Origin of the sequence: Pedomonas sp., assembly GCF_036515995.1 — a bacterium.
In the GTDB taxonomy this organism is placed as follows: domain Bacteria; phylum Pseudomonadota; class Alphaproteobacteria; order Sphingomonadales; family Sphingomonadaceae; genus Pedomonas.
Genome location: NZ_DATBUP010000113.1, coordinates 24168 through 50248, shown reverse-complemented (window position 1 = coordinate 50248; position 26081 = coordinate 24168). Strand labels below are relative to the sequence as shown.

Below are 26081 nucleotides of genomic sequence, written 5' to 3'. Positions count from 1 at the left end.
CGCAGCGAGAGCAGCTTTCGAGCAGGGTGGCGCACCCTGCGCTGAACAAAAGTGCAACCAGACAAGGACTTAGAGCCGCGATCGGATTCATTCAGATCGGAAAAGACTTAGGCGCTCATGCCAGCCGTATGCCGTGGCGGCCAGCGATGTCCTGAATGAGCTGGAAGGCGACGCGGCCGCTGCGCGAACCGCGGGTCGCGGCCCACTCAATGGCGAGCGGGCGGGCTTCGTCCATGGTTATGGGGAGATTGAAATGGCTGATGTAACCCTCGATCATTTCAAGGAATTCATCCTGCGTGCAGGAGTGGAAGCCGATCCACAGCCCGAAGCGGTCGGACAGGGAGACCTTGTCCTCCACCACGTCGCGCGGGTTGATAGCGTCCCGCTTCTCGTTCTCCATGATGTCGCGGGGGATGAGGTGGCGACGGTTGGAGGTGGCGTAGAACAGGCAGTTGGCCGGGCGGCCCTCGAGCCCGCCTTCGAGCACGGCCTTAAGCGCCTTGTAGCGGCTGTCTCCGGCGTCGAACGACAGATCGTCGCAGTAGAGCAGGAACAGGCGCTCATGCCCGGTGAGCTGGCGCATCAGCTTGGGCAGCGTCTCGATGTCCTCGCGGTGGATCTCGACGATGGCGAAGTCCAGCCCTTCCTCAGAGAGGAGGTGGCCCTGCACGGCCTTGACCAGCGAGCTCTTGCCCATGCCGCGCGCGCCCCACAGCAGGGCGTTGTTGGCGGGCAGGCCCTGGGCGAAGCGGCGGGTGTTCTCCAGAAGCTGCTCCTTCTGCCGGTCAACGCCGCGCAGGAGCGCGAGCGGCACGCGGGCAATGGCGGGCACCGGCTGGAACGCCTCGCGCTCTCCGTCCCACACGTAGCCGGGGAAGGCAGACAGGTCCGTCCGCGGCGGCGGTGGGGGGGCAAGCCGGTCGAGAGCGTCGGCAATGCGGGCGAGAAGAGGCAGAAATTCGTTCATATGGCTCGCTCGGGTACTTGCTGGTGAAACGATTCATCCCCATCTGCCAGGCTTCAATCCGGCGGACGGGGCGGCGGATCAGACTGTTCGCCGGACCTGAACCGTCGTCAAACATTGCGAAATGAGGCGTCGTCTGTATAGTCGCGGCCTTATCTCAGACCAATTGGAAACCTTGAGCGATGTTCATTTCTCCCGCATACGCACAGGCCGCCGGCGCAGCCGGTGGGGCCAACCCGTTCATGCAGCTGCTGCCGCTGATCGCGATCTTCGTGGTCTTCTACTTCTTCCTGATCCGCCCGCAGCAGAAGCGCATGAAGCAACACCGTGAAATGGTCGGCAACGTGAAGTGCGGCGACACGGTGGTGACCTCCGGCGGCCTCATCGGCAAGGTGACCCGGGTTGACGAAACCGAAGTGCAGGTGGAAATCGCCAACGGCGTCCACGTGCAGGTGGTGAAGTCCACCCTGGCCGACGTTCGCACCAAGGGCGAACCGGCCAACGACGTCGCCAAGAAGTAACCCGGCCCCCGGCCCCGACCATGTTGGATTTTCCCCGCTGGAAGATCTGGGCGATCGTGCTGACGCTGATTGCAGGCACGATCTTCGCCCTGCCGAACCTGTTTCCCGAAGCCCAGGTGGCCCGGTGGCCGAGCTGGCTGCCCAAAAAGCAGATCAACCTGGGCCTTGACCTGCGCGGAGGCTCGCACCTCCTGCTCGCCGTCGATACCGAGGCGGTGATCAAGCAGCAGGTGGAAACGCTGGAAGACTCCGTGCGTGCCACGCTGCGCGACACCCGCGACGCGAACGGCGGGCGGGTCGGCTACGGCAACTTCACGACGGGGCCGAATTCCGTCAGCTTCCTCGTGCGCGACGCAAGCGACGTCGATGCGGTGGTGGAGGCCCTGCGCGGCCTGTCACAGCCGATCGGCGGCAGCTTCTCGGGCCAGCGCGACATCGACGTCTCGGTTCGCGACGGCACGCGGGTCACTGCGCGCCTGACCGAGGCGGGCGTCAACGAGCGCAAGCGTCTCGCGGTGGAGCAGTCCATCGAGATCGTGCGCCGCCGCATCGACGAGATGGGCACCCGCGAGCCGACCATCGTGCGCCAGGGTGAGGACCGCATTCTCGTGCAGGTGCCGGGCCTCAAGGACCCGGGCCAGCTCAAGGACATTCTCGGCAAGACCGCAAAGCTCGAGTTCAAGCTGGTCAACACCGACGTCCCGGCCGAGGACGTGTATGCAGGCCGCGTGCCTCCGGGCAGCGAAATCCTGCACATGCAGAACGACCCGAACCAGAAGATCGCGGTGCGCCGCCGCGTCATCATTTCAGGTGAGGAACTGACCGACGCCCAGCCCAGCTATCAGCAGGGCCAGCCGGTCGTCTCCTTCCGCTTCAATACCGCGGGCGGCAAGCGCTTCGGTCAGGTGACGACGGAGAACACGGGCAAGCCGTTCGCCATCATCCTCGACAACGAGATCATCTCGGCGCCGCGCATCAACGAGCCCATCCTGGGCGGCTCCGGCATCATCTCGGGCGGCTTCACGGTGGACGAGGCCAACAACCTCGCCGTGCTGCTGCGCGCCGGTGCGCTGCCGGCTCCGCTCCAGATTCTGGAAGAGCGCACGGTGGGTCCGGACCTCGGCGCGGACTCGATCCGGGCCGGCATGATCGCCTCGATCATCGGCACCATCGGCGTGCTGACCCTGATGTTTGTGACCTACGGGCGCTTCGGTCTGTTCGCCAACGCGGCCCTGATCCTGAACGTCATACTGATCCTCGGCATCATGACCTTCCTCGGCGCGACGCTGACCCTGCCGGGCATCGCGGGCCTCGTGCTGACCATCGGTACGGCGGTGGACGCCAACGTTCTGATCTTCGAGCGCATCCGCGAGGAGCTCCGCGCGGGCAGAAGTACTCTGAATGCCGTGGACGCAGGCTATACCGAAGCCAGCCGCGCCATCTTCGACGCCAACATCACCAACGTGATCGCGGCGGCGCTGATGATGTGGTTCGGTTCGGGCCCGGTGAAGGGTTTCGCCGTGGTGCTCACCATCGGCATCGTGACCTCGGTGTTCACCGGCGTGACCGTGTGCCGTATGTTCAACGTGCTGTGGCTGAAGCGCGCGCGCCCGGCCAAGCTGGTTCTGTAAGGGGAGGGATGATCCATGCTTCTCAAGCTCATCCCTGACAACACCAACATCAACTTCATGCGGTGGAAGAACATCAGCCTCGCCATTTCGGTGCTGCTGCTGGTTGCTTCCGTCGCGCTGGTGGCGGTGCGCGGCCTGAACTTCGGCATCGATTTCAAGGGCGGCATTCTCATCGAGGCGGGCTTCGAGAAGAAGCCTGACCTTGACGAACTACGCGATGAACTGAACGGCCTTGGTCTTGGCGCCGTCAGCCTGCAGGAGTTCGGTGGCGACCGCCAGATCGCCATCCGCCTGCAGCAGCAGGACGGTGGCGAGCAGGGCCAGCAGACCGCCGTGGCCAAGGTGCGCGACACGCTGAGCGCCAAGTACGGCGAAGATGGCGTGAGCTTCCGCCGCGTCGAGACCGTGGGCGGAAAGGTGTCCAACGACCTGATCTGGGACGCCTCGCTCGCCATCGGCCTCGCCATGCTGGGCATCGCCATCTACATCTGGTTCCGCTTCGAATGGCAGTTCGGCGTTGGCGGCCTGCTCAGCCTGTTCCATGACGTGGCGCTGGTGATCGGCTTCGTGGCGCTTCTCGGGCTGGAGTTCGACCTGAACATGGTGGCAGCACTGCTGACGACTGTGGGCTACTCGCTGAACGACACGGTGGTGATCTACGACCGTGTGCGCGAGAACCTGCGCAAGTACCGCAAGATGGACATCGAGCCGCTGCTCAACCTGACCATCAACGAGACGCTGTCGCGCACCATCATGGTGTCATTGGCAACCTCCGTCGCGCTGCTGGCGTTGCTGATCTTCGGCGGCGAAGTGTTGCGCGGCTTCACCGCCGCCATGCTGGTCGGCGTGTGGGTGGGTACGTTCTCGTCCATCTACGTGGCGTCTCCGCTGCTGATCCTCATGAAGGTCGGCCCGCACACCTTCCTTCAGACCGAGGAAAACAAGGCCGGCAAGGCCGAGCAGACCGGAAAGGTGAACGGTTGATATGGCAAAGCTGGAAGCCATTCCTTCGCGTCAGGGCGTCCTGTCCATTCAGGGCTACACGGCCGGCGGCTTTCGCGTTGGCGGCACGCTGCATCAGGGCGGCGTGATCCTGACACCGGAGCGGATGGCGACCTGGCCGGTGACCGATCTTGCAAGCGCCAACGTGGATGACTTCGCGCTGGTGACGACGCAGGAACCGAAGATCGAAGTGCTGCTGCTGGGCACCGGGCCGACCATGGCCCGGCCTCCTGTGGCGCTCCTCGAGGCGCTGAAGGCCACGGGCCTTGCCGTCGATTTCATGGACAGCAAGGCCGCCGCCCGCACCTACAACGTTCTGGTGGCGGAAAGCCGCCGGGTGGCTGCAGCCCTGCTGGCGTTGGATTGAAAACCGGCTCCTTGCAATCAGGTACAGGAAAACGCGGTCCCTCGGGGCCGCGTTTTTCGTTCGGGACGGCTCCGGGTGTAGGGCGGTTCCGATTTCAGGGCGGCTGCCTGTTTCTGACAGCCTGTGCTCGCAGGACTTCTTCGCATCTGGAGGATCCGGGGCCGCCGCATCCCGGCCTGCTGACAGCGCTTCACCCAGCCGCACCCGCCGCATCAACGGAGTGAAGTCTGCCGATGCTCCTTAAAATCATTCAGCGCTTATTGGGCGGCGCTTGTGCAGCGCAGTCAGAGGACCAAGCCTTTTCCGATCTGATTGAGTCAGATCGCGGCTCCAGGCTCTTTGTTGATCGCGCTTTTGTTCAGCGCAGGGTGTGTCATCCTGCTCGAAAGCTGCTCTAAATCAAACTGCCAGATTCAAACCGAAGCTGCACCCTTCAGCCAGTCCCGGAAGGCGGCCATGGCGGGTGTGTCCGTCCGGGACATGAGGCGGGTGAGCCAGTAGCCGCCGCACTGGATTTCAATGGGGAAGGGGCGGACGAGGCGTTCGGTTTGCAGATCCTGCTCGAACATGGCGGCGGGCACGAGGGCGACGCCACGCCCAAGGATGGCGGCCGCGGCCATGAGGGGGGAGCTGTCGAACACCGCACCGCGCAGGGCGGGGCAGCGGACGCCCGCAGCGGCGAACCAGCGCGGCCATTCATCGGCCCGGTAGGAGCGCAGCAAGGATTCCCGGCCGAGATCTTCCGGCTGGTTCAGGCGGGCCGCGACAGTGGGCGCGCACAGGGGCGTGAGGGGCGCATCCATGATGAGATCCGCATGGGTGCCATGCCATGCTCCGTCCCCGAAGCGGATGGCGAGGTCCAGCCCTTCACCCGCCAGATCGACGCGGTTGTTGTTGGTGAGGACGCGCAGGTCGATGTGCGGATGGAGGCGGGAGAAGTCATCGATGCGCTCCAGCAGCCAGCCGACGGCAAAGGTGCCGACGACGCCGAGGGTGAGCACCTCACGCAGATGGCCGCCCGTGAAGCGCTCAAGAGTGCCGCCGATCCTGTCGAACGCCTCGGCGACCACGGGAACGAGGGCGTGCCCCTCGTCGGTCAGGGCAATGCCGCGTGGCAGCCGACGGAACAAGGGCGTGCCGAGGCGGCGCTCCAGCTGAGCGACCTGGTGGCTGACCGCACCCTGACTGACGCAGAGCTCGGCCGCGGCGCGGGTGAAGTTCAGGTGGCGGGCGGCGGCCTCGAAGGCGCGCAGGGCGTTGAGGGGAAGCTGGGCGCGGTCCATGACCTATGCATGAAACAGTTTCATGTCTCTGTCGAGAAATGATGGTTTGTCGAGCAGCGCATCGTTCTGCACCCTGCGCCTGTCCACCGAAACAGAAGGAAAGGGAGAACAGGGCGATGCGTCTGGCCATGAGCTTGATTGGGGTGATGCTGGCGGGGTTGCAGGTACAGGTGGCAGCTGCTGCGCCAGCGGGGCAGACGGTGGATGATCCGTTGCTGCGACCGATTGCGCCCGACACGTCCGCTCGCTGGCTGGAGCCGCAGGCTCCGTCGCGTCTGTTCGGGAGCACTTATTATGTCGGCTTCAAGGGCCTGAGCGTGGCCCTGATTGACACCGGCGACGGGCTCATCCTGGTTGACGGTGCGGTGCCGCAGGCGGTGCCTGCCATTCGGGAAAACATCCGCGCGCTGGGGTTCGACCTGAAGGACATCAAATTCATCCTCAGCACCGAGCCGCATTTCGATCATGCGGGCGGTCTGGCGGCGCTGGCGCGGGATACGGGCGCAACCGTGGTGGCAAGCGCTGCCGCGGCAAAGGTGCTGGAAGCCGGGCAGAGCGGAGCGGATGACCCGCAGCTGCCGTGGCTGCCGCCGTTCCCGGCCGTGAAGGGGGTGCGCACGCTCAAGGACGGAGAGGCGATCCGGCTGGGCGGCACGACGGTGACGGCGCTGGCGACGCCGGGCCACACGGCGGGCTCCATGAGCTGGACGTGGCAAAGCTGCGAGGAGGGGCGCTGCGTCAACGTGGTGTTCGCCTCCAGCCTCAACGCGGTGGCACCGGACGAATTCCGATTCTCCGCGCCGGAGAACCGGCCGCTGGTGGAGACGTATGGGCGCAGTTTCGAGCGAATGAGGTCCGTGCCGTGCGATGTGCTGATTACGGCGCACCCGGACTTCCAGCCCACGGACGCTCTGATTGACAGCAAGGCCTGTGCGGCCTTTGCGGATGCTTCGGCGCGGCGTCTGGCAGAGCGGATGCGGAAGGAAAGCCTGACGGACAGGTAAGGGCGGACAAGGAAACGGCCGCCCGGACGGGGGTCCGGACGGCCGTGCCTGAACGTTTGCCCGCTTCGGGCTGTGCTTGAGAGCCCGAGGCAGTCGCAGTTCTTAGAAGTGGAAAGCCACACCGGTCTTCACGGCGTGACGGCGGTAGCCTTCCTCGCCGTCGGTGAAGTCGTAGCCCAGACGCACCGAGGTGTTCTGGTTCAGGGCGTATTCAACGCCAGCGCCCAGAACCAGGGCATCGGTGTTGAAACCGTCTTCGATTTCCACGGTGGCGGTCTCGTACTCGTACTTGGTACGGACGTTCTCGTAACCGATCTTGCCGTAAACGAGGGTCTGCGGGGTGGCCAGCACGCCGACGCGAGCAGCGACGCCGAGCGAACGGCCAGCCTTCAGCTCTTCACCTTCGTACGGGGTGTCGATGTAGGTGCGGTCAGCGGTGGACAGGGCAGCCTTGGCTTCCAGGCCCAGAACCAGCTGGTCGGCAACCTTCTTGTTATAGCCGGCGACAACGCCGTAGTTGAAGCCGTCGCCGAGGTTGGCGCGGTTGGTTTCCCAACCCAGCTCAACGCCGCCGTAAGCGCCGTCGAAAGCGTCAGCGTGGGCGACAGCCGGGGTGAGGGCGAGTGCAGCGGTAGCGGCCAGGAGATAGGTCTTCATAGCGTGGTACTCCTTTTAAACCTTCGGGAATGTTTTCCTCCCGTGGGCATGACATCGGAGCCGATTGTGGCGGCAAGTGGCCGGAATGAAGCCGTTTTTGCCTCATTTCGGTTTCAGGGCGGCAAAGCGTTGTTACGTAACGACAAACTGGTGCACAAAAGTGACAGGTAAAAATGGTTCCATATGTAAGTGAATGATTTCATTCATGTAGCATTCATTTTGGCGACCGTTTTTGCTGTTGCAAATCGACCCCGGACCCGAGTCAGTGCGGCCCTGTGCGAATACGAAACGGCCGCCCGGGGCTGGTGCCCGGGCGGCCGCTGGCGTTGCAACGGAGAAGAGTGGAGAGAGCCTTCAACTGGCTCAGACAGGAGCAGGCTTAGAAATGGAAGGCCATTCCCGTCTTGATCTGATGGCGGTGGAACCCGTCTTCACCGTCAGTGTAGTCGTAGCCCACACGCAGGGTGGCGGAGGGCATGACGGCGTATTCCACGCCGCCGCCGAGCACGATAGCATCGTTATTGGCGCCGTTGTCCAGCCCGAGCGGATCGGGGTTGTATTCAAGGCGGGTGCGCACGTTCTCATACCCCACCTTGCCGAAGAACAGGGTGGTGGGAGCGGCTAGATAGCCGACGCGACCGGCGATGCCGAGCGAGCGGCCGGCGCGCAGTTCGGCTTCCGGTGAGAGGTCGCCCTCTGCCGTCGAGAGGGCGGCCTTGGCCTCGACGCCGGCAATGATCTGCGGGGCAACCTCTGCGTTGTAGCCACCGAAGACGCCGTAGTTGAAGCCGCTTCCAAGTGCGCCGTTATTGTCTTCCCAACCGATCTCCGCACCCGCGTACGGGCCGTGGAACAGGTTGGCGGACTGGGCGTGGGCAATCGCCGGAGTGAAGGCAAGGGCCGCACCGGCGGCCAGAAGGCCAGAGGCCCGGGTGAAGCAGTTCATCGTTTACTCTCCTCTGATGGACAGGGATGATCAAACGGTTTGCTTTATGCCCCCTTGATGCTGACCATGATGACCCGGAATGTGGCAGCAGATGGCCGGATTTGCCCCATTTCTGCCCACAAGCGGCAAGGTGTGGTTGCATGTCGGCAGTCAGGCGTTTAGGTGCGACGGATGCTCAAGGCAGATGCTCATTGTGCGGACCTTGTCCGCGATCAGGATCACGACCGTTACCTGACGGTGCTGTACGCGTCCGAGTCCGCGCGCGCGGCGCTGTTCGCCCTCTATGCCTTCAACGTGGAGCTGGCGCGGGTGCGGGAGCAGGTGTCCCAGCCGATGCTGGGCGATATCCGCCTGACCTGGTGGCGCGAGGGGCTGGACACGGCCTACAGCGGCGTGCCCCGGCCGCACCCGGTGCTGGAGGCGATCGGCGCGCACGTGGCCAAGGCGGGCGTGCCGCGCGAGTTGCTGGAGCAGTGCATCGAGGCCCGCCTGACCGATGTCTACGGCGAACAGCCCTCCAGCCTGACGGAACTGCGCGCCTATGCCGACCTGAGCGGAGGCGCGCTGACCGAGGCGGCGCTGTGGGTGTGCCTGGGCCATGCGCCGGACGCGTTGCTGACCCAGGCGGTGCGCTGCGTGGGACAGGCCTGGACGCTGGTGGGCATTCTGCGCGCCATCGGGTTTCACGCGGCCATGCAGCGGGTGATGCTGCCCGCCGACGAACTGGTGAAGGCGGGCATTGCGCCGGAGAGCCTGTATCAGGGCGACATGGGGGATGAGATCATCGACGTGGTGCGCATCGTGCACCGCGCGGCAATGCAGGCGCTGGACGGTGCACGCCCGGTGCTGCGCCGCTCGCCCGCCCGGGCGCGCCCGGCCTGGCTGCTGGCCCCGCTCGCGCAGGATTACCTGAACCGCATTCGCGCCGCCGGGTTCGACATGCGCGCGGCCCGGCTGGAACAGGGCGTGCTTGCGCGCCAGACCCGGCTGTTCTGGGCGGCATCGACCGGCCGTTTCTGACACGGTCTCGGCCGCGCATCTACGACCCCGTCTACGACCATGACACCGCTGACCGCCCGGCAGCGGCAGGTTAGTCTTTAGCCATAACAAGTTGAAACTGCGGACTGCCGTTCGGGCGGTGCGGGAGAGAATTCCTGATGGCTGACGGATGGGATGAGGAGCCCCAGGGCTGGAGTCGGGGCGTGGGCCGACAATCTGGTGCAGGGCGGAAAACGGGGGAGCGCAGCGCGGGGATGCGAAGGTGGCTCCCCTCGGCTGCCGGAGCGGTGTTGTTGCTCGCTGGCGGGCTTGGCTGGTGGGCGGCGCCGACGGACGGGGCGATGGTTGGCGCACCGGCTGCCGCGCCAGCTGACGCCCCGCCGCCCGAGGCCGTGCTTGAGCCGCAATCGGGCCAAGTGGTGGCGGCGCTGCCAGCGGGAGGCAGGAGCGCTGAGGAAGGCATGGGGCCGGCCGGCAGGGTGCGGTATCCGAGTCCGGCAGGGGCATCCGCCACGGTGTTGCCGGGGGGCGAGGTGTCGAAAGAAGCGCGAATTTCCAGCCGAGCCCGGCAGCTGCTGTCGGACGAGGAGCGGGAGGCGCGCCGGTTCAGGCGCCAGGATCGGGACAAGGACGGAACGGTGAGCCGGGCGGAATTTCTCGCCTCCCGCCAGAAGTCGTTCGAGCGGCTGGACAAGAACGGCGACGGCCAGCTGAGTTTTGCAGAATATGCCGCAGCGACGGCCGCCCGGTTCGAAGCGGCGGACCGCAATGACGACCAACGGCTGAATCGGACGGAATTTGCAGCCACGGCAACGCCCCGGTCATCGGGTAGCCGCAACGCGGGAACGGCGGCGGCAGATGGTACGGCCCGGGCAGTCAGGAACAGTTCCTGAGAGCCGCTATTCGACCCTGACGAGCTTGTTTCTGTTCGGGAAATGTTCTAGGCTGCGAACAGTGTAAGGCTTGAGCGCGCCGGGAAATGCGCGGCTTGCATCAATCCCAGAGAGTAAGAACTGCCAACGTGTGAAGTGCAGGCGTGTGAAATTCAGGCGTGAGCGCCCAGATGCATGTGGCCAGATGTTCGCTGTCGGATAGGCGCTGGTTTTCATCCGGCAGCGGCACCTTGTTTCCGGGACGGGCCTCAGGACAAGGCTCAGGCATACACTGCTCTGGCTTATTTTTGGGGAGGCTGGAGATGACGCTGCGGTCAATCGACGGAGGGCGGGCCAATCAGCCCGGAGTGAGCAAGGACGCCGGGACGGCGAAGGACGCTTTGCTCGGCCAGGATGCGGGAAAGGTGCGCGGGATCGGGCAAGCCGGGGGACAGGCGGCCGGAGGACAGGCGAACCTGCAGGCCGGTGCACGCCCTGACCCACGTGCGCCGCAGATGCCGTGGCTGGCGATTTACCTGACCGTGAAGGACATGGAGGCCAGCCTCGAGTTCTATGGTCGCGCTTTCGGCTTCGAGGCGGGGACGGTGCTGCGGGACGAGCAGGGTGCACTCCTGCATGCGGAACTGCAGTACAAGGGAGAAATTCCTGTGATGCTGGCACCGGAAACCGGGCCGGAATGCACCACTCCTTCGCCAGCTACACTTGGGGTCATCATGCCCGTGTTCTTCTATTTCTACCATGACGATGTTGACGCCCTGTACGCGCAGGCCAAGGGTGCAGGCGCGCAAGTGGAGATGGAACCCGAGGACATGTTCTGGGGGGACCGCATGGCAGGCTTCCTCTGCCCGAACGGCTACCGCTGGAATTTCGCCACTCATACGGGTCAGTCGGACGGCCCGTCTCCGGGGGCGGCTGCATGACCCGAGGTCGGTCAGGGCCGGGATCCACGGGCAGCGGCAAGCCGCTGCTCAACCTCGATCTGACCGAAACCTACGTGTTCCTTGGCGGCAAGGGCCGGGCGGAGGCCGTGCCTCTAACGGAGGCGCTGTGGGACGAAATGGCGGGCCAAACCGGCGATGGGGCGCTTGGCTGGGTGTCAACACGGTCTGCCGAGGAGGCGACGGAACGGCAGGCAAAGCGGCCGGGCGAGCAGGTGCCGCGCGGGGAAGGCCCGGTGGCAGAAAGCTCCGGATCGAGTAAGTCCGGAGCGGGTGTGTCCGGCGCGAGCACAGCTGAAGCACGTTTGCCCGGTTCGCATCAACGGGGACCGAACGAGCCAGAGGCTCATGGCGGAGAATCGAGAGGGCCAGGACCGGCCGAGGCGGCGTCAAACGGGCGGGGCGCGCAGGAAGTGGGTCCGGAAAGCCGGAGCGGTACGGCCCTGCGCGGCGATGCCCCTCAAGGTGCGGCGCACGGTGCAGCCCATCATGGTGCGCCGCTGCACGGCGAGGGATGGTATGTCTCGGCTTACTGGCTGGAAGCAGATATGGCGACGTGGGAGCGTCATGCCACAGGCGACCGCCTGATCATTGCCCAGTCCGGTACGTTCACCCTGTTGCTTGACCATCAGGACGGACAGCGTGAACACGTAGCGCTGAAGGCGGCGGGATCGGTGCTGGTTCCGAGCGGCTGCTGGCATCGGCTCACCGTCGAGATCCCGGGAATGGTGTTGTTCATTACCCCCTCTCATGGAACGGAGCATCGGCTGGCATGAGCGATGGCGATGCGGGGTCCAGTCTTTGAACCCGACCTGTCCACTGCAGCGCATGGTCTGGCAAGCATGTAGCGGGCCTAGGTGTTGATGCCCGGTTGTTGAAGAGCCGGTCTGCTCCATCAAACTGTGAAAGACCTGATCGAATAGGATGCGCGCCGTTCCGGATTGCAGACGAAGTTAAGCGGGACCGCGATCACAGGCCATCCAGATTGACTCCCTTCAGGGGCAGGGTTGCTTACGGGCGGGGTTATGACGGCTGGGCTCGGTCAGACTGGACCCGGGGTGGCGGAGGTCAGGCGATGTTCGATTTGGGCAAGGACGGCCGTTGGAGATGCGGCGCTCGCGCCTTCGGTTGGTGGCTGGCCAAGCCTTGCAGGGCGAGCCTGTAGTGAGCAGGGTTCGCTGCCGTGCCTGATCCCGGTAAACCGCGTCATTAGAGCAGATAATAGGCCGGATGCCGCACTCTGAGGTAAACAAAAGCCAGTCAGCAAAAGCGCGATCAATCACGGCGTTCCGGCTGGAAGCTTGAGAAGCCACAGTCTTCCGAGCTCATTGCCAAACAGGCATCATGAGAAGTGCCGTTCAAAGATAGGCGTGAGGCGCGGGTCCGCCTCGATGCGCCGGGCGATCGCCGTCAGTTTGGGGCAGTTTTCAGCATACCAGTCGGTGCGCGGCTTCCAGCGGTTCATCATCCCGATGTAGAGATCGAGCGCGGTCATTCCATCACCCAGAAAACAAGGTGCGGCGGCGGCAGCTTCGAGCTGGCGCAGCATGTCCTTGCGAGCTTCGGCTATGCGGTTGCGCAACTCATCCTGCGCGGTGGCGTCCGCCACCCAGCGTTCCGGATAATCGTCATAACGGAAGGTGGCATAGAAGCTGGCGGTCAGGAAGAACAGCCAGCGCAGGAAGGCCGGGCGGCGCGGATCGTCGGCGGCAGGCACCAGCCCGGTTTCGGGATGTCGCTCGCCCACCAGCAGCACCATTGCTCCGCTCTCGGTCATAACCGTGCCGTCGGGCAGCACAAGCACCGGCACTTGTCCGAGCGGATTGATCTGGCGCAATTGCTCCAGATGGGGGCCTTCCTCCCACGGCGGCGCGTCGATGACCTGGACCGGCGCGCCCGCAACGGCAAAGGCGGCCTCAATAATACCACCGCCCGAACCCTTGGCGGACCAGAGCTGATAGGGAGTGGCCATGGGACGTCTCCGTTCGTGCGGGCTGCCGGTTCCGTGCGCTGCTGCTAAGCGTCCTGCTGCTCCTTCGGGGGCATGGCGGTAAGGGCTGCCTCCACATCCATCCAGGCGACTTCAATGATATGGCCGTCCGGATCCTCGAAGCTGCGGCCATACATGAACCCGTAGTCCTGAACCGGGTTGGGGTCCGGCTCTCCGCCAGCGGCGGTCGCCTTGGCGACCATGTCGTCAACGGCGTCGCGGCTGTCGGCCGAGAGGGCGATCAGCACCTGCACGTGGGTTTTGGCGTCGATGATGGTCTTGCGGGTGAAGTCGGCGAAACGTTGGTGACTGAGCAACATCAAGGCGATGGTGTCAGAGAACTTCATCATCGAGGTGCTGTCATTGCAGAAATTGGGTTCGCGCTCGGCACCAACAGCTTCGTAAAAGGCGGTGGAGCGGGCGACATCGCGGACTGGCAGGTTGACGAAGATCATTCTCGACATGAAAGATTCCCCCTGGTGCGCCTGGTTGAGGCTAGAGCAATTTTAAACAGGGCCGATGCCCTGCATCTCAATAAGGTGTCAGCCGATAGGAGCTCTGAGCGGCGATCAGCACTGCAAGTCATTTGAAAACCGCTCAAAGCGCCATTGGTTGATTGTGATGCCAGTATGAGTTATAAAAAACAACCATGAAGTCAGAAAAAATGGTTAAGCGTGACGGGGTGCAGAACGAGCACCGGGACAAGCGTCAGGACAAGCGCCATGATAAACGCTGGTATGACGACGCCTGCGGCACGGCGCATGCGCTGGAGTTGCTGGGGGAACGCTGGTCCCTGCTGATTGTTCGGGAGCTGATGTTCGGTCCGCGCCGGTTCAGCCAGCTTCGCACGGGTTTGCCCGGACTGAGCGCCAATGTTCTGACCCAGCGGCTTGAAGGTCTGGAGGCCGCGGGTATTCTGACGCGCCGCATGCTGCCGCCGCCCGCCAGCGTGCAGGTCTATGAATTGACGCCCTGGGGGTATGAGGCCGAGCCCGCTATCCAGTCGCTGGGCCGCTGGGCCGCGCGCTCCCCCAGCCACGATACCAGTTTGCCGCTCTCGGCGGCCTCGCTCATGATGTCCTTCCGCACCATGGTGGATCGCGATCGTGCTGGTGAACGACCGATGACGGTTGGCTTCAACCTGGAACCGGACGTGTTCGTGGTGCGGCCGGGTCCAGAGGGGGTTGAGGTGCACCGCGACGATCCCAATGCGGCGGATGTGGTCCTGCAAGGCAGCCCGCGGGGCATTGCGGCGGTGGTGTACGGCGGCATGGCGCTGGCCGATGCAGAGGCGGCCGGGCTGATTAAACTTTCCGGAGATCGCGGCGCAGCGGAATGGTTTGTCACTCTGTTCCGGCTGCCGCCAAAAGTGGGTGCGGCCTGATCGTCAGGGGCGGGGCGTAAGAGCTGCCAGATCCTGCGGCGTGTTGACGTTGGCGAATGAGCCATCCGGGAACGCGACCGATACCGCGCCGACCGTGGCGGCCCAGCGGCGGATGGAACGATCGCGCGGCGACGAGCAGGCGTCCAGCCACGCATCGAGCATGGGGGCCAGACGGGCGGACCACAGGCCGAATGTGGGATGATCGCGCCCGTCTGCATGGGCATAGGCGGCCGGAGAATTGCCGAGCCCGGCGCGCAGCCGCGTTGCGAGATCCGGGGGCAGGCGGGCAGCATCGCACGGGGCTGTCAGAGCCCAGTCAAACCCACCGCCTGCGGCTGCGTGCAGCGCGGCATTGAGCCCGCCCAGCGGACCCAGATCAGGCAGGGGGCGGTCTGGCACGCACTGGAAACCTTCCCGCTTCGGACCGCCCGCTACGAGGAGGCCATCTGCCTGTGGAGCAAGAGCTTCTGCCACATGGTCGATCAGGCGTTTATCGTTGAGCAGGGCTTCCGCCTTGTCCTGGCCAAACCGGCTGGACCGCCCGCCCGCCAGAATTGCGCCGAGAACCCTCCCGGCCGTGCCAACCGTAGCATTGTGTGGAGCGTTGGTGGGGGCGGTGGTCATGGGACAGGGTTCATTGCGGAACTTTGGAATTGGCTACAGCGGACGTTGCCCGACCTCGGCCCCGTGTCAAGAGGGCGGCTGAGGCGCAGGAACGCAGGCGCTCCTTACAATCATTCAAATTTAGTTGCTGGCGGGCTGATCAGGGCCACCCGAGTTGGCAGGTGCACAGCCGCGCGAGGGTTTCTGGGCCGCGTGCTTGTGCAATGCTGTGGCTCAGGCCGGTGAAAATACATGGCTGGTGCTTGATGTGCGCTTGCGACCGGCACCCGCATTTTTTCCGGAAACCAGTGAGAAGCTTTGAACGGGCGCTGCGCAGCCGCTTCACAGCGCGGGGATTGGCGCTATTGTTGAGAGAAGATGTGTAGGGGAGATTGAGGGCTATGGGTGAACTTGCGCGGGGGCGCGGGCTGCTGGCCATGATGGCATCGGCGGCTCTGCTTGGTGCATGCGCCGGCGGTGAGCACCGCCTCGCACCGGGGCAGAGCGCCGGTGATCTGGACGAGCTGCTGGCCTTCAAAAACCCTGCCGAGTGCGAGCCGGGAAAACCGCTCAAGACCCTCTACGACACCATGGCCGTCTATGACGCCGCGTTCCAGCCCCAGCCGCGCCGTCCGGACCTGCCGGCGCGCTTCGCCAAGGCGGCGGGCGAACCCACGACCATCAGCCGCTCGGCGGATCATGCGGTCATCAGCATGGCGTTGCGGGGGCGGTGGAAGGGCCTGCCGGTGCAGGCGGTGGAAGGCATTTACGGTATCCAGAGCGATGCCTTTGGCCTTGCCATCGTGTTCGACGCGCCGCTTGCCCGCACGCAGGCGACGCTGCGCGAAAACGGTTTCGCCAACGGCAAGACGGAGCCCTCCAACGCTGGCGTGACGGAGAACAGCGCCTTCGGCCGGGCGGAAGTGACGGGCGATGAACGCACTTCTCGCCTGGTGTGCGACTGGGGGCTGTAGAAACCGAGGGCGGAAGCCTGCAGCATCTTCGGCCTTCTTCTTGCCATGGCCCGACGGACTGTGGCACAAGAGGGCTATGACGACCTTCGCCTCTTTCGCAGCCCTTTGCTGGTGGCGCTCCTTCTAAGGAGCGGCGCGTCGTCTTATTCTGCAATCAACACGACCATCGCCGCCGGGGTGAGGCTGGCATGGTTTGTGTTTGCAATTGATCCTCCCGCGGCGGCGCTCATTTCAGGAGATCCGCCATGTCGGCAGAGAATTCACAAGAGAACCGACCCGTCATTCTGACGGGAGATCGCACTACAGGCCCGCTGCATCTGGGGCACTACGTGGGCTCGTTGAAAAATCGCGTTGCGCTGCAAGAGACGCACGAGCAATTCCTGCTGCTGGCGGATGCTCAGGCGCTGACCGACAATGCGCATGACCCCGAAAAGGTGCGGCGCAACGTCATGGAAGTGGCGCTGGATTATCTGGCGGTGGGGATCGACCCGCAAAAATCGTTTATCTGTGTGCAATCACTGCTGCCGGCGCTGGCGGAGCTGACGATGCTCTACCTGAACTTCGTGACGGTGGCGCGGCTGGAGCGCAACCCGACCGTGAAGGATGAAATTCGCCTGCGCGGGTTCGAGCGGGACATTCCCGCCGGGTTCCTGTGCTATCCGGTGGCACAGGCGGTGGACATCACTGCCTTCCGGGCGACGCTGGTGCCGGTGGGCGAGGATCAGGCTCCAATGATCGAGCAGAGCAACGAGGTCGTCAGGCGCATCAACCGGCAAGCCGGGCGCGATGTGTTGCCGGAGGCCCGCGCGCTCATTCCGAACGTGGGGCGTCTGCCGGGCGTCGACGGGAAGGCCAAGATGAGCAAGAGCCAAGGCAACGCCATTGCGCTCTCGGCCTCGGCGGACGAGATCAGCCAGGCGGTGCGGATGATGTACACCGACCCTAATCACCTCAGAGCAAGCGACCCCGGCACGGTGGAGGGCAATGTGGTGTTCTCCTACCTTGATGCCTTCGGCACGGACAGGGCGGCTGTGGAGGAATTGAAGGCGCACTACCGGCGCGGCGGCCTAGGCGACATGAAGGTGAAGCGGCGGCTGGAGGATATACTGCAGGCGCTGCTTGGACCCATTCGCGAGCGGCGCGCGGCGCTGGCTCAGGACCCCGGCTACGTTCTGAGCGTGCTGCGGGACGGCACCCGGAAGGCGCGAGAGCGCACGCAGCAGACGTTCGAGGATGTCCGCGAGGCATTGGGCCTGTTTCGGCTCTAGAAAGAAATTATGCAGGCGGCGGCACCGGCCGCCGCCTTTGCGCGTTAACATCTCTCGGGCTTTCCCGCCGGGTCGAGGTGCCTCGGTTGCGGCGGATCTTACGGGCTTTCAGGCCTTGCCTGCCAGAAACGGCGGGCAAGATATGCTGTTTATGTCCGGCCAATTTCTCGTGGCCGATGCGTGGCGTTCAAGCGCATTGTCTTTTTCTCCAGCTGTTTCTTGCGCCTGCTTCCAACAACATTCCGTGCGTACCCGCTGTACCGGTTTTCATTACCCAGAACGGCAGGTAGATCATGTTTGAATTCGACAAATACGAGAGAGACAAACAGACGTTCCGCGCGCGGCCGACAACGGCCTATACGCCGTTCGAGGGCGGGGAGAAGCGCGCCTTTCTGCTTTGGGGCGAACACTGCATCGAATGCGCTGCGCCGGACTGCTATGCCTCGTGCGATCTGTATCATGCCCGCCCGGACATGCGCTGCCGCCGCTTTGATTTCGGCATGTTCAAGAACCGCAATTTCCCCTCCAGCACCGGCTATGGCGCAGAGGTCATATTTCGCCGCTGGGGAAAGATCGAGGCGCGCGGCAATGCAACGCTGATGCCGAGCGACCGGGTGCGGGCACTGGAATGGATGGCAGGACTACTGGCTCCGGTGGTGAACGGGTTGGGGCGCGTCGCGCACCGGGTCTCCGGGGATATTCGCTGGGCCTATTCCAGCTTTGCGCTGCTGGAGCGGGTGAACGGTTTTCTGCACAAGCGCGCGGACGCGCAGCCGGTGCCGGAGGCGTTCGTGATTGAGCTCTACAACCCCATGGACCGGCCGGTGACGTTGCAACTGCTGATGTTCATCGACCGCTCACGCATCGGGCGGACATTGCGCCCGGACCAGTTGCCGACGCCGGTGGTGCGCAAGCTGGAGGTGGGACCGGGGTATTTCCGGGAAGACCTGCCGCGCGAGGTTTTCCAGACGCTCATCGGCTCCCGATTGCCGTTCGGCATCGCGCTGACGCCGTTGGGAGAGGAAGGCGCGCACCTCGTTTTTCTGACACTCGACTTTGTGGAGTATCGGCGCGCGCCGGCGCAGGTAGCAGAGAATGCTGCGATCGAGGCGCGCAAGGTGCCGCCCGCCAAGTGCGTGGTGTTCGATCTGGATAACACCTTGTGGGACGGGGTGCTGCTGGAAGGGGACGTCCAGCTTCGGTCTGGCGTGCTCGATGTGATCCGGCGTCTCGATGAGCGCGGCATACTGGTCTCCGTTGCCAGCAAGAACGCGCCGGAGGACGCGATGGAGAAACTGCGCGCGTTCGGCCTTGAGGAGTATGTGCTGTTCCCGAGCATCGGCTGGGGGCCAAAGTCAGAGGGGCTGAGGGAAATTGCGAAGAACCTGAACATCGGCATCGATGCGCTGATGTTCGTGGACGACAACCCGTTCGAGCGGGACGAGGTGGCGCGCAGCGTGCCGGGCATGGAAGTGCTGCCGGACAGCGCACTGCTCTCGCTGCCTGACCATCCGCGCTTGCAGGGTATGGCGACAGCGGAATCGAGGATGCGCCGCTCGCTCTACCGGCAGGCGATGGAGCGTCAGGTGGCGGCAGCGGCGTTCGGTGAGAACTACATCGAGTTCCTGCGCTCCTGTGGGATTACGGTGGAAATTCGCCCGGACCGGCCGGAAGATCTGGAGCGGGTGTGCGAACTGGTGCAGCGCACGAACCAGCTGAACTTTTCAGGGCGGAAATACAGCCGGCCGGAAATTCTGGAACTGCTGGCAGAGCCTTCGCGGGAGCGATACGTCATCATCTGCGCAGACCGCTACGGCAGCTACGGCATTGTGGGGTTCTGTCTGGCGAGCCGGACGGAAGAGGGAGTTCGGATCGATGATTTCATGCTGTCCTGCCGGGTGCAGGGCAAGTTCATCGAGCAGGCGCTGCTGCATCATCTGACGCACCGGCCGGACTGGCAGGCGAAGTTCGTGGAGATCAATTTCCGGCGGACGGAGCGCAATGGCGCGGCGCAGGCGGTGCTGTCCAAACTGGGGCTCGCGCCGGAGCAGGACGGCTACCTGCGACGTGCGTTGACGCCGGGTGAATTCGCGCTGGATTTCATGACCGTCAGCGGCAGCTATGCCGGAGACGTGGCCGAGGCTGAGCGGCTGGCGGGATAGGTGAGGCGCGCCTTCCTGTCCCGCCGGTGCCGTTATCTGTGGCGCAGGGTGTCGTCCACCGTGACTTCGCTGGTATCCAGCTTGTGCATGCCGAAACGGCCGGTCTGGATGTGCAGCGATGCCATCATCACGAACCCGGCGAGGAAGATCAGCATGCTGATGTAAACCGCGAACTGGCCGGAGCCCGCGATCATCCAGAAGGTGAAGACGAGGGCGATGGCAGCGACGATGACCTCGCGCGGGAAGGTCGCCAGCTCGAGGCGGCGGCCTTCGGTGAACAGGTAATAGATCTGCACCAGCACGGAGAAGAAATAGGGTAGGCCGACGGTGACGCCGGAGAACATGACGATCTCGGTAAAGGCGTCAATCCCGCCGCGCAGGCCGAGCGCCAGCACGACGGCAATGGAGGCAAGAACGGCGGAGCTAATGATGCTGAACGCGGGCATACCGTGCCGGTTGGTGGAGGCGAACACCTTGGGGAACAACCGGTCCCGGGCGGCGGCGTAAGGGACTTCTCCGCACACCATGGTCCAGCCATTGAGCGCGCCAAGGCCGGAGATGACCGCGAACAGGGCCACCAGCTTGCCGCTCCACGTGCCGCCGAAAATGGCATTGAAAGCGTCCGTGAACGGAGCGCCGCTGGAGCGCAGCGTCTCGTTCGGGACGATGCCGAACACGGCGACGGTGACGAGAATGTAAATAAGCGCCGTTGCCATGGTGCCGTAAACGGTGGCGCGCGGCACGTTGCGCTGCGGGTTCTTCACGCGCCCAGCGCCGATGGCGGCGGCCTCGATGCCGACGTAGGCAAAGGTGGCAACCGTAAGGGCCGAGGAAATGGCGAAGAGGGTGTTGCCGCCCGCCGGGTTCCATTCCGGCCAGTTGCCGAGCCGGAAAGCGACGAACAGGCCGACCGTTGCCAGAAAGGCCAGCGGCAGAAACTTCACGACCGTCGTGATAAGCTGGAACTGGCCGAGGCTGCGTGCGCCGCGCAGGTTGACCAGCACCGGCAGCCAGAGGCCGACGAGCGCGATGAGGATGCTCTGTAGCCGGTTGTCCGGGTCCAGCCCGAACAGTGCCTGCACGTAGAATACCCAGGAAATGGCGACGCCCGCATTGCCCGGCCAGGCCGAGCACCAGTAGGAAAAGGCGTTCCAGAACCCGGCCAGATCGCCAAAGCCCTTGCGGGCGTAGGCATAAGGGCCGCCCGGCGCGGGAAACAGGCGGGCGAGCAAGCCGAACACCATTGCCACCGCCACTGCGCCGACCGTGGCGAGCAGGAAGCCTGTAAGGCCCGCCATGCCATAGGCGGCAAGTGCCGCGGGCAGGGTGAAGATGCCCGTGCCGATGACGGTGCCCATGACAAGGGACACAGCCGCAGGCAGGCCGAGGCCGCCCGCGCTTTCAGGCTCAGGGGTTGGCGGAGGGGGAGCGGTTTCTTCGGACATGCGTCAATCTTACAGTTACACAACGTATATAGTCCGGAGATACCCCCGGTTCCGAACCTGCCGGATTTCGGAAGGCGCTCGTTTAGTGCGGTCTCGCTGCTGGCAAAAGCAGCGTTTTGCTGGCGTCATGGATTGGCAACAATCGTTCCTGGCAAGGCTGTTCCCGGTAACGAAAGAAGCTGAACGCCAGCAGGCGTGGGTGCTCGCTGTTTCGTCTGAAGACGGGCCGGAGGAGGAGCGAGAGCTACCTGTCCTCCAAGCCGCAGTCGGGCTGGCATTCCGTGATGGCCGGAGCGGTGGCGCCGGGCTCGAGATAATAGGCGCCAGGACTGCGTTCGCCCATGATGTCTCCCGGGTTGCGCAACGGACAGCTGCTGACCGACAGGCAGCCGCAGCCGATGCAGCCGTCCAGCCGATCGCGCAGCAGCGTGAGGCGGGCGATCCGGTCGTTCAACTCGTCTCGCCAGGCGGCGGAAAGGCGGGCCCAGTCTTCGGTGGTGGGCTTTTCGCTCGGCAGGGTGCCGAGGGCCTGCTGGATTTCGCTCAAGGGAATGCCGAGCTTCTGGGCCGTCTTGATGACGGCGATGCGTCGCAAGACGGCGCGGGAATAGCGTCGCTGGTTGCCAGGGCTGCGCTCGCTGCGGATGAGGCCTCGGCTCTCATAGAAATGAAGCGTGGAGACGGGCACGCCGCTGCGGGCGGCCACCTCGCCGACGGTAAGGGGCAATTTATGACGTGCTCCATCGATGAGTGTCATCGAAATTATTCCTCTTGACCTCAACTATAGTTGAGGTTTTATCAGTTCAGCTCCTGAAACGAAAGCGATGAGGAGCATTCCATGCAGCAGAAGAAAATCAAGCTGGCGCTGGTTTACGGCAGTGCGCGGGAGGGACGGTTCTGCGATACAGTGGCCGAATGGGCCATCCGGCAGATGGCGGGGGATGGCCGGTTCGAGTTGCAGCTGATCGACCCCGCCACCATGGCCCCTCCGGGCTGGGACATGAAACAGGACGCGCCCGAGCGGCAGGATCTGGCGCAGCGGGTTGGCTGGGCCGACGCCTTTCTGGTTGTGACGCCTGAGTACAACCACGGCTACCCGGCGGCGCTGAAGCACCTGATCGACGCGGTTTACAGCGAGTGGCAGGCCAAGCCGGTGGCCTTCATTTCCTACGGCGGCATTTCGGGCGGCCTGCGGGCGGTTGAGCAGCTGCGGCAGGTATTCGCCGAACTGCATGCCGTCACCATGCGCGATTCCGTGGTGCTGCCGAATACCCGCACGCTGTTCGATGCGGAGGGGCGGATGATCGAGCCGGAGGCACCGCGCAAGACGCTGGGTTTCGTTCTTTCCCGCCTGCACTGGTGGGCAGTGGCTCTGCGCGACGCCCGGCAGGCGCAGGATTACGCGGCACTGGCGGCGTAACTGATCAACCGGGGACGATAGCGGGACGTGCGGAAACTTGCTGCCGTCCTCGGGTGCTGAAAAGGCCGGGTGCGACCCGGCCTTTCAAGCTCGCTCCGTGGTGATGGCAAGAACTCCGCCATACTGAACCCAATTGCACTGGAATCGTTGGTCTGTGGTCCGGCAGCAATACTGGATCGGAAACTGCATCGAGAGGTAGCTGTTTATGGCTGAACTCGTAGCAATCGGATTTGACACGCAAGAAGAAGCGGACCGGGTGCTGACGGAACTGCACCGGCTTCAGAAGGAGTATCTTATTGACCTCAATGACGCGGTGGTGGCCGTGCGCTCCGATGACGGCAAGGTGCGGCTCAAGCAAAGCGTCGGGACCGTGGGCCTTGGGGCGGCGAGCGGCGGCCTGTCCGGAATCTTCTGGGGAACGCTGGTTGGGCTTCTGTTTCTCAATCCGTTGGCGGGATTAGCGCTTGGCGGCGCTATTGGAGCCGGCACAGGAGCACTCGCAGGTGCTCTGACCGACTATGGCATTGATGACAACTTTATCCGTTCGTTGGCAGAGAATATGCCCCCTGGAAGCTCTGCACTGTTCATTCTCGTGCGTAAGGTCCAGCCGGAGAAGGTGTTGCAGGAAATTTCCAAGTTCAATGGCCGGGTGTTGCGGACCTCGCTGTCTCCAGAACAGGAACAGCGTCTGGGCGAAGCGCTGAGCAGTCACCCAGCAGGCACTCAGGTTTCTACTCAAGCCTGATGCCAGTGAAAGAAAAGAGGCCGGAAAAATCCGGCCTCAGAGATTGGATGCTCGAATCGTCAGGTTGATGACCAAGCGTAGGCGCACAATAATTGTCAGGCCTCCGCTACAGTCTCCAGTTCGATGAGCAGGCGGCCTTCGGGTACCTGGTCGTTCTCACCGATGTGGACGGCTTTGATGGTGCCGGCAACTGGGGCTGCGAGGCGGTGTTCCATCTTCATGGCTTCCAGCACCAGCAGCCGCTCGCCCGCCTCGACGCTCTGGCCGGGCTTCACGAAGATGCCGAGCACCTTGCCGGGCATGGGGGCGGTCAGCTTGCCGTCGCGCGGGAACGCGCCCTTGTCGCCTTCCTCCCGGTCGCGCAGGCCGAAGTGGAAGGTGTAACCGCCAACGCGCACCTCAAGGCTGTGGCCGTGGTGCAGAACGATGGCACGGGCAGGGCTGCCGGAGAAGTCCACCTCGAAGCGGTGCTCGCCGCGCCAGTTGGGAATGCCGCTCAGGTCTTCATCCAGCCCGCTGATGGTGATGCTGCCGTCCGGCCGGGTGATGAGATCAAGCGTGCGTTTGATGCCGTTGGGCAGGAACAGGTCGATGCTCTGCCGATAGGGCAGATTGAGCCGCCACGGCCCGAGCGCGCTCCAGGGTGAGGAGGTGTCCGGCCTGGCGCGCGGCGTGGCCGCCGCAAGTGCGGCGAGCGCCAGTAGGCGGTCCGGCACGTCGCTGATGGGAGCCAAGTCCTCAAGGTGCCGCTCGATGAAGCCGGTGTCGATCTCCTCGGCCCGGAAGGCCGGGTGGCCGATAAGGCGCGCAAGGAAGCTGCGGTTGGTTTTGGGACCAACGGCGATGGTCGCATCCAGCGCGTTGATCAGCCGGTCGATGGCGACGGAGCGATCGACGCCATGGGAAATGACCTTGGCGATCATGGGGTCATAATGGACCGTGATCTCCTGTCCCTGCTCGACGCCGCTGTCCACCCGCACGCCGGTCAGGCCGTCCGGCAGCGACAACTGCTCGAGCCGACCGGTGGACGGCAGGAAACCGGCCTCCACATCCTCGGCATACAGGCGCACCTCGACCGCGTGGCCGTTGATGCGGATATCTTCCTGCGCAGCGGGCAGCGTCTCGCCCCGGGCGACGCGGATCTGCCACTCGACCAGATCGTAGCCGGTGATCAGCTCGGTGACCGGATGCTCGACCTGAAGGCGGGTGTTCATCTCCATGAAGTAGAAGGGGGCCTTCCCGATGCCCTCCGAGACGTCGAGGATGAACTCGACGGTGCCCGCGCCCACGTAGCCGATGGCCTTGGCAGCGGTGACGGCGGCCTCGCCCATCGCCTTGCGCATCTCCTCAGGCAGGCCGGGAGCGGGGGCCTCCTCCACCACTTTCTGGTGACGGCGCTGGAGCGAGCAGTCGCGCTCGAACAGGTGGACGACGTTGCCGTGGGTGTCGGCGAACACCTGCACTTCCACGTGCCGCGGCTGGGTGAGGTACTTCTCGATGAGCACGCTGTCGTTGCCGAAGGCGCGGGCGGCCTCCCGCTTGGCGGCAAGCAACGCATCAGCGAAGCTGTCGGCGTCACCGACGCGGCGCATGCCCTTGCCGCCGCCGCCTGCTACCGCCTTGATAAGGATGGGATAGCCGATGGCATTGGCCGAGCGCTGGAGCCGGTCGAGGCTCTGGTCGTCCCCCTGGTAGCCGGGCACGATGGGCACGCCTGCCTGCCGCATCAGCCGCTTGGCGCCGTCCTTCAGGCCCATGGCGCGGATGGCTTCGGCGCCGGGGCCGATGAAGATGAGCCCGGCCTGCTGGCAGCGCTCGGCAAAGCCGGCGTTCTCCGAGAGGAAGCCGTAGCCGGGATGAATGGCGTCTGCGCCTGATTTCAACGCAGCATCAATGATCCGCTCCACCTGAAGATAGCTTTCGGTCGCCGGGGCGGGGCCGATGTGGACGGCCATGGTGGCTTCAACCACGTGGGGGGCCTGCGCGTCCGCATCCGAGTAGATGGCGACGGTCTCGATCCCCATCCTGCGGGCAGTACGGATGACACGGCGGGCGATCTCGCCGCGGTTGGCAATCAGAATTCGACGCATCAATGGACCCAGTTCGGACGACGCTTTTCGAGGAACGCGGCAATGCCTTCCTGCCCCTCGAGGGAGGTGCGCAGGGTGGCGATGCGGCGGGCGGTTTCGGATCGTAGTTCCGGGGTGATGGGGCGTTCTCCGAAATCGTGGATCAGGGACTTGGCCTCGCTCACCGCGCCGGGGGCATTGCCGAGCAGCAGGCCGACGAAGATTTCCACCTGATCGTGCAGTTCGGTCTCGTCAGACACCAGCTTGTGCACGAGGCCGACCTCCTTCGCGCACTGGGCGTCGATGGGCTCGGCGGTCAGGAAGAAGCGGCGGGCATGGCGCGGGCCGATGGCCTTCATGACGAACGGCGAGATCGCCGCCGGAATGAGGCCCAGGCGCACCTCGGTAAAGGCGAAGCGCGCCTTGTCCACCGAAATGGCAATATCGGCACAGGCGATGAGGCCGACCCCACCGCCGAAGGCGTTGCCGTGGACCTTGGCGATGACAGGCTTGGGGCAGCTGTCGATGAGGAACAGCATGTCCGAGAGGCGCTGGGCGTCCTCGCGGTTCTTCGCCTCGTTGTAGGATGCGGCGCGGCGCATCCAGTCAAGGTCCGCTCCTGCCGAGAAGCTGTCGCCGTTGCCCTGAAGCACGACGGCGCGGACGCGGTCATGCGAGGCGAGGTCGGTGAAGGCGTCGCTCAGCTCGTTGATGAGGTCTTCATTGAAGGCGTTGTGAAGGTCAGGGCGGTCGAGGGTGAGGTACGCCACGCCGCGTTCGTCGATCTGATACAGAAGGGCCGTCATGGGGCTTCTC

At 64.4% G+C, this 26081-nt stretch carries 26 protein-coding genes; 15 read left to right on the top strand and 11 right to left on the bottom strand.

Annotation, left to right across the window (positions count from 1 at the left end):
- Positions 1-115 precede the first annotated feature (115 nt).
- A complete protein-coding gene (locus tag VIG90_RS08600; RefSeq protein WP_331593082.1) occupies positions 116-967 on the bottom strand; it encodes an ATP-binding protein in 852 nt (283 codons plus the stop codon).
- 179 nt (positions 968-1146) lie between these two features.
- Here VIG90_RS08600 and yajC point away from each other — a divergent pair, with 179 nt between their 5' ends.
- The 4 genes from yajC to VIG90_RS08580 are packed head-to-tail and all read left to right on the top strand — an operon-like array spanning position 1147 to position 4485.
- Positions 1147-1485, top strand: a complete 339-nt coding sequence (gene yajC / locus VIG90_RS08595; protein WP_331593081.1) for a preprotein translocase subunit YajC — start codon at positions 1147-1149, stop codon at positions 1483-1485.
- 20 nt (positions 1486-1505) lie between these two features.
- Positions 1506-3116 (top strand): protein translocase subunit SecD, encoded by a 1611-nt coding sequence (gene secD / locus VIG90_RS08590; RefSeq protein WP_331593080.1) that lies wholly within the window; start codon positions 1506-1508, stop codon positions 3114-3116.
- A 15-nt stretch (positions 3117-3131) separates the two neighbouring features.
- On the top strand, positions 3132-4100 hold the full coding sequence (secF, locus tag VIG90_RS08585; protein ID WP_331593079.1) for a protein translocase subunit SecF: 969 nt from the start codon (positions 3132-3134) through the stop codon (positions 4098-4100).
- Between the two features lies 1 nt (position 4101).
- On the top strand, positions 4102-4485 hold the full coding sequence (locus tag VIG90_RS08580) for an Mth938-like domain-containing protein (protein WP_331593078.1): 384 nt from the start codon (positions 4102-4104) through the stop codon (positions 4483-4485).
- 413 nt (positions 4486-4898) lie between these two features.
- Here the strand turns inward: VIG90_RS08580 and VIG90_RS08575 are convergent, their stop codons facing one another.
- Positions 4899-5768, bottom strand: coding sequence for a LysR family transcriptional regulator (locus VIG90_RS08575; protein WP_331593077.1), 870 nt, complete (start codon positions 5766-5768; stop codon positions 4899-4901).
- A 128-nt stretch (positions 5769-5896) separates the two neighbouring features.
- Between VIG90_RS08575 and bla the strand changes: the two genes are divergently transcribed.
- Positions 5897-6772 (top strand): subclass B3 metallo-beta-lactamase, encoded by an 876-nt coding sequence (bla, locus tag VIG90_RS08570; protein ID WP_331593076.1) that lies wholly within the window; start codon positions 5897-5899, stop codon positions 6770-6772.
- A 102-nt stretch (positions 6773-6874) separates the two neighbouring features.
- Here bla and VIG90_RS08565 read toward each other — a convergent pair whose 3' ends face one another.
- Positions 6875-7429, bottom strand: coding sequence for an outer membrane protein (locus tag VIG90_RS08565; RefSeq protein WP_331593075.1), 555 nt, complete (start codon positions 7427-7429; stop codon positions 6875-6877).
- A gap of 379 nt (positions 7430-7808) precedes the next feature.
- Positions 7809-8375 carry a porin family protein gene (locus VIG90_RS08560; protein ID WP_331593074.1) on the bottom strand — a complete coding sequence of 189 codons (567 nt, stop codon included), beginning with the start codon at positions 8373-8375 and terminating at the stop codon, positions 7809-7811.
- Positions 8376-8546: 171 nt separating this feature from the next.
- Here VIG90_RS08560 and VIG90_RS08555 point away from each other — a divergent pair, with 171 nt between their 5' ends.
- From VIG90_RS08555 to VIG90_RS08540, 4 genes are all read left to right on the top strand, one after another.
- Positions 8547-9395 carry a phytoene/squalene synthase family protein gene (locus VIG90_RS08555; protein WP_331593073.1) on the top strand — a complete coding sequence of 283 codons (849 nt, stop codon included), beginning with the start codon at positions 8547-8549 and terminating at the stop codon, positions 9393-9395.
- A 233-nt stretch (positions 9396-9628) separates the two neighbouring features.
- On the top strand, positions 9629-10267 hold the full coding sequence (locus tag VIG90_RS08550; RefSeq protein WP_331593072.1) for a hypothetical protein: 639 nt from the start codon (positions 9629-9631) through the stop codon (positions 10265-10267).
- Between the two features lie 302 nt (positions 10268-10569).
- Positions 10570-11187: a VOC family protein gene (locus tag VIG90_RS08545; RefSeq protein ID WP_331593071.1), complete on the top strand. Its 618-nt coding sequence runs from the start codon at positions 10570-10572 to the stop codon at positions 11185-11187.
- A complete protein-coding gene (locus tag VIG90_RS08540) occupies positions 11184-11981 on the top strand; it encodes a hypothetical protein (RefSeq protein ID WP_331593070.1) in 798 nt (265 codons plus the stop codon). Before VIG90_RS08545 ends, VIG90_RS08540 begins: the two co-directional genes overlap by 4 nt.
- Before the next feature lie 566 nt (positions 11982-12547).
- Here the strand turns inward: VIG90_RS08540 and VIG90_RS08535 are convergent.
- Positions 12548-13177: a glutathione S-transferase family protein gene (locus VIG90_RS08535; RefSeq protein WP_331593069.1), complete on the bottom strand. Its 630-nt coding sequence runs from the start codon at positions 13175-13177 to the stop codon at positions 12548-12550.
- A gap of 44 nt (positions 13178-13221) precedes the next feature.
- Entirely contained in the window at positions 13222-13659 is a 438-nt protein-coding gene (locus tag VIG90_RS08530; RefSeq protein WP_331593068.1) for a VOC family protein, read from the bottom strand.
- A 302-nt stretch (positions 13660-13961) separates the two neighbouring features.
- Here VIG90_RS08530 and VIG90_RS08525 point away from each other — a divergent pair, with 302 nt between their 5' ends.
- The gene (locus tag VIG90_RS08525; protein ID WP_414695483.1) at positions 13962-14579 is read left to right on the top strand and encodes a winged helix-turn-helix transcriptional regulator; all 618 of its coding nucleotides are present in this window, start codon (positions 13962-13964) and stop codon (positions 14577-14579) included.
- A 3-nt stretch (positions 14580-14582) separates the two neighbouring features.
- On the opposite strand, the gene mobA is transcribed toward VIG90_RS08525, so the two are convergent.
- Complete coding sequence (gene mobA, locus VIG90_RS08520; RefSeq protein WP_331593066.1) at positions 14583-15203, bottom strand: molybdenum cofactor guanylyltransferase; 621 nt, start codon at positions 15201-15203, stop codon at positions 14583-14585.
- A 380-nt stretch (positions 15204-15583) separates the two neighbouring features.
- On the opposite strand from mobA, the gene VIG90_RS08515 reads away from it, so the two are divergent.
- The 3 genes from VIG90_RS08515 (at position 15584) to VIG90_RS08505 (ending at position 19586) form a co-directional block, all read left to right on the top strand.
- Complete coding sequence (locus VIG90_RS08515; protein ID WP_331593065.1) at positions 15584-16156, top strand: hypothetical protein; 573 nt, start codon at positions 15584-15586, stop codon at positions 16154-16156.
- A gap of 245 nt (positions 16157-16401) precedes the next feature.
- Complete coding sequence (gene trpS / locus VIG90_RS08510; RefSeq protein WP_331593064.1) at positions 16402-17424, top strand: tryptophan--tRNA ligase; 1023 nt, start codon at positions 16402-16404, stop codon at positions 17422-17424.
- Positions 17425-17717: 293 nt separating this feature from the next.
- Positions 17718-19586: an HAD-IIIC family phosphatase gene (locus tag VIG90_RS08505; RefSeq protein ID WP_331593063.1), complete on the top strand. Its 1869-nt coding sequence runs from the start codon at positions 17718-17720 to the stop codon at positions 19584-19586.
- Between the two features lie 32 nt (positions 19587-19618).
- Here the strand turns inward: VIG90_RS08505 and VIG90_RS08500 are convergent, their stop codons facing one another.
- Both VIG90_RS08500 and soxR read right to left on the bottom strand, forming a co-directional pair.
- The gene (locus VIG90_RS08500) at positions 19619-21031 is read right to left on the bottom strand and encodes an amino acid permease (protein WP_331593062.1); all 1413 of its coding nucleotides are present in this window, start codon (positions 21029-21031) and stop codon (positions 19619-19621) included.
- A 244-nt stretch (positions 21032-21275) separates the two neighbouring features.
- Positions 21276-21788: a redox-sensitive transcriptional activator SoxR gene (gene soxR, locus VIG90_RS08495; RefSeq protein ID WP_331593061.1), complete on the bottom strand. Its 513-nt coding sequence runs from the start codon at positions 21786-21788 to the stop codon at positions 21276-21278.
- A gap of 81 nt (positions 21789-21869) precedes the next feature.
- On the opposite strand from soxR, the gene VIG90_RS08490 reads away from it, so the two are divergent.
- Positions 21870-22451, top strand: a complete 582-nt coding sequence (locus VIG90_RS08490) for an NAD(P)H-dependent oxidoreductase (RefSeq protein ID WP_331593060.1) — start codon at positions 21870-21872, stop codon at positions 22449-22451.
- Between the two features lie 205 nt (positions 22452-22656).
- Positions 22657-23196, top strand: a complete 540-nt coding sequence (locus VIG90_RS08485; RefSeq protein ID WP_331593059.1) for a DUF1269 domain-containing protein — start codon at positions 22657-22659, stop codon at positions 23194-23196.
- Positions 23197-23291: 95 nt separating this feature from the next.
- On the opposite strand, the gene VIG90_RS08480 is transcribed toward VIG90_RS08485, so the two are convergent.
- Together VIG90_RS08480 and VIG90_RS08475 are read right to left on the bottom strand one after the other, a co-directional pair.
- Positions 23292-25286, bottom strand: a complete 1995-nt coding sequence (locus tag VIG90_RS08480; RefSeq protein WP_331593058.1) for an acetyl/propionyl/methylcrotonyl-CoA carboxylase subunit alpha — start codon at positions 25284-25286, stop codon at positions 23292-23294.
- On the bottom strand, positions 25286-26071 hold the full coding sequence (locus VIG90_RS08475) for an enoyl-CoA hydratase/isomerase family protein (RefSeq protein WP_331593057.1): 786 nt from the start codon (positions 26069-26071) through the stop codon (positions 25286-25288). The genes VIG90_RS08480 and VIG90_RS08475 overlap by 1 nt, the downstream gene beginning before the upstream one ends.
- Positions 26072-26081: the final 10 nt, after the last annotated feature.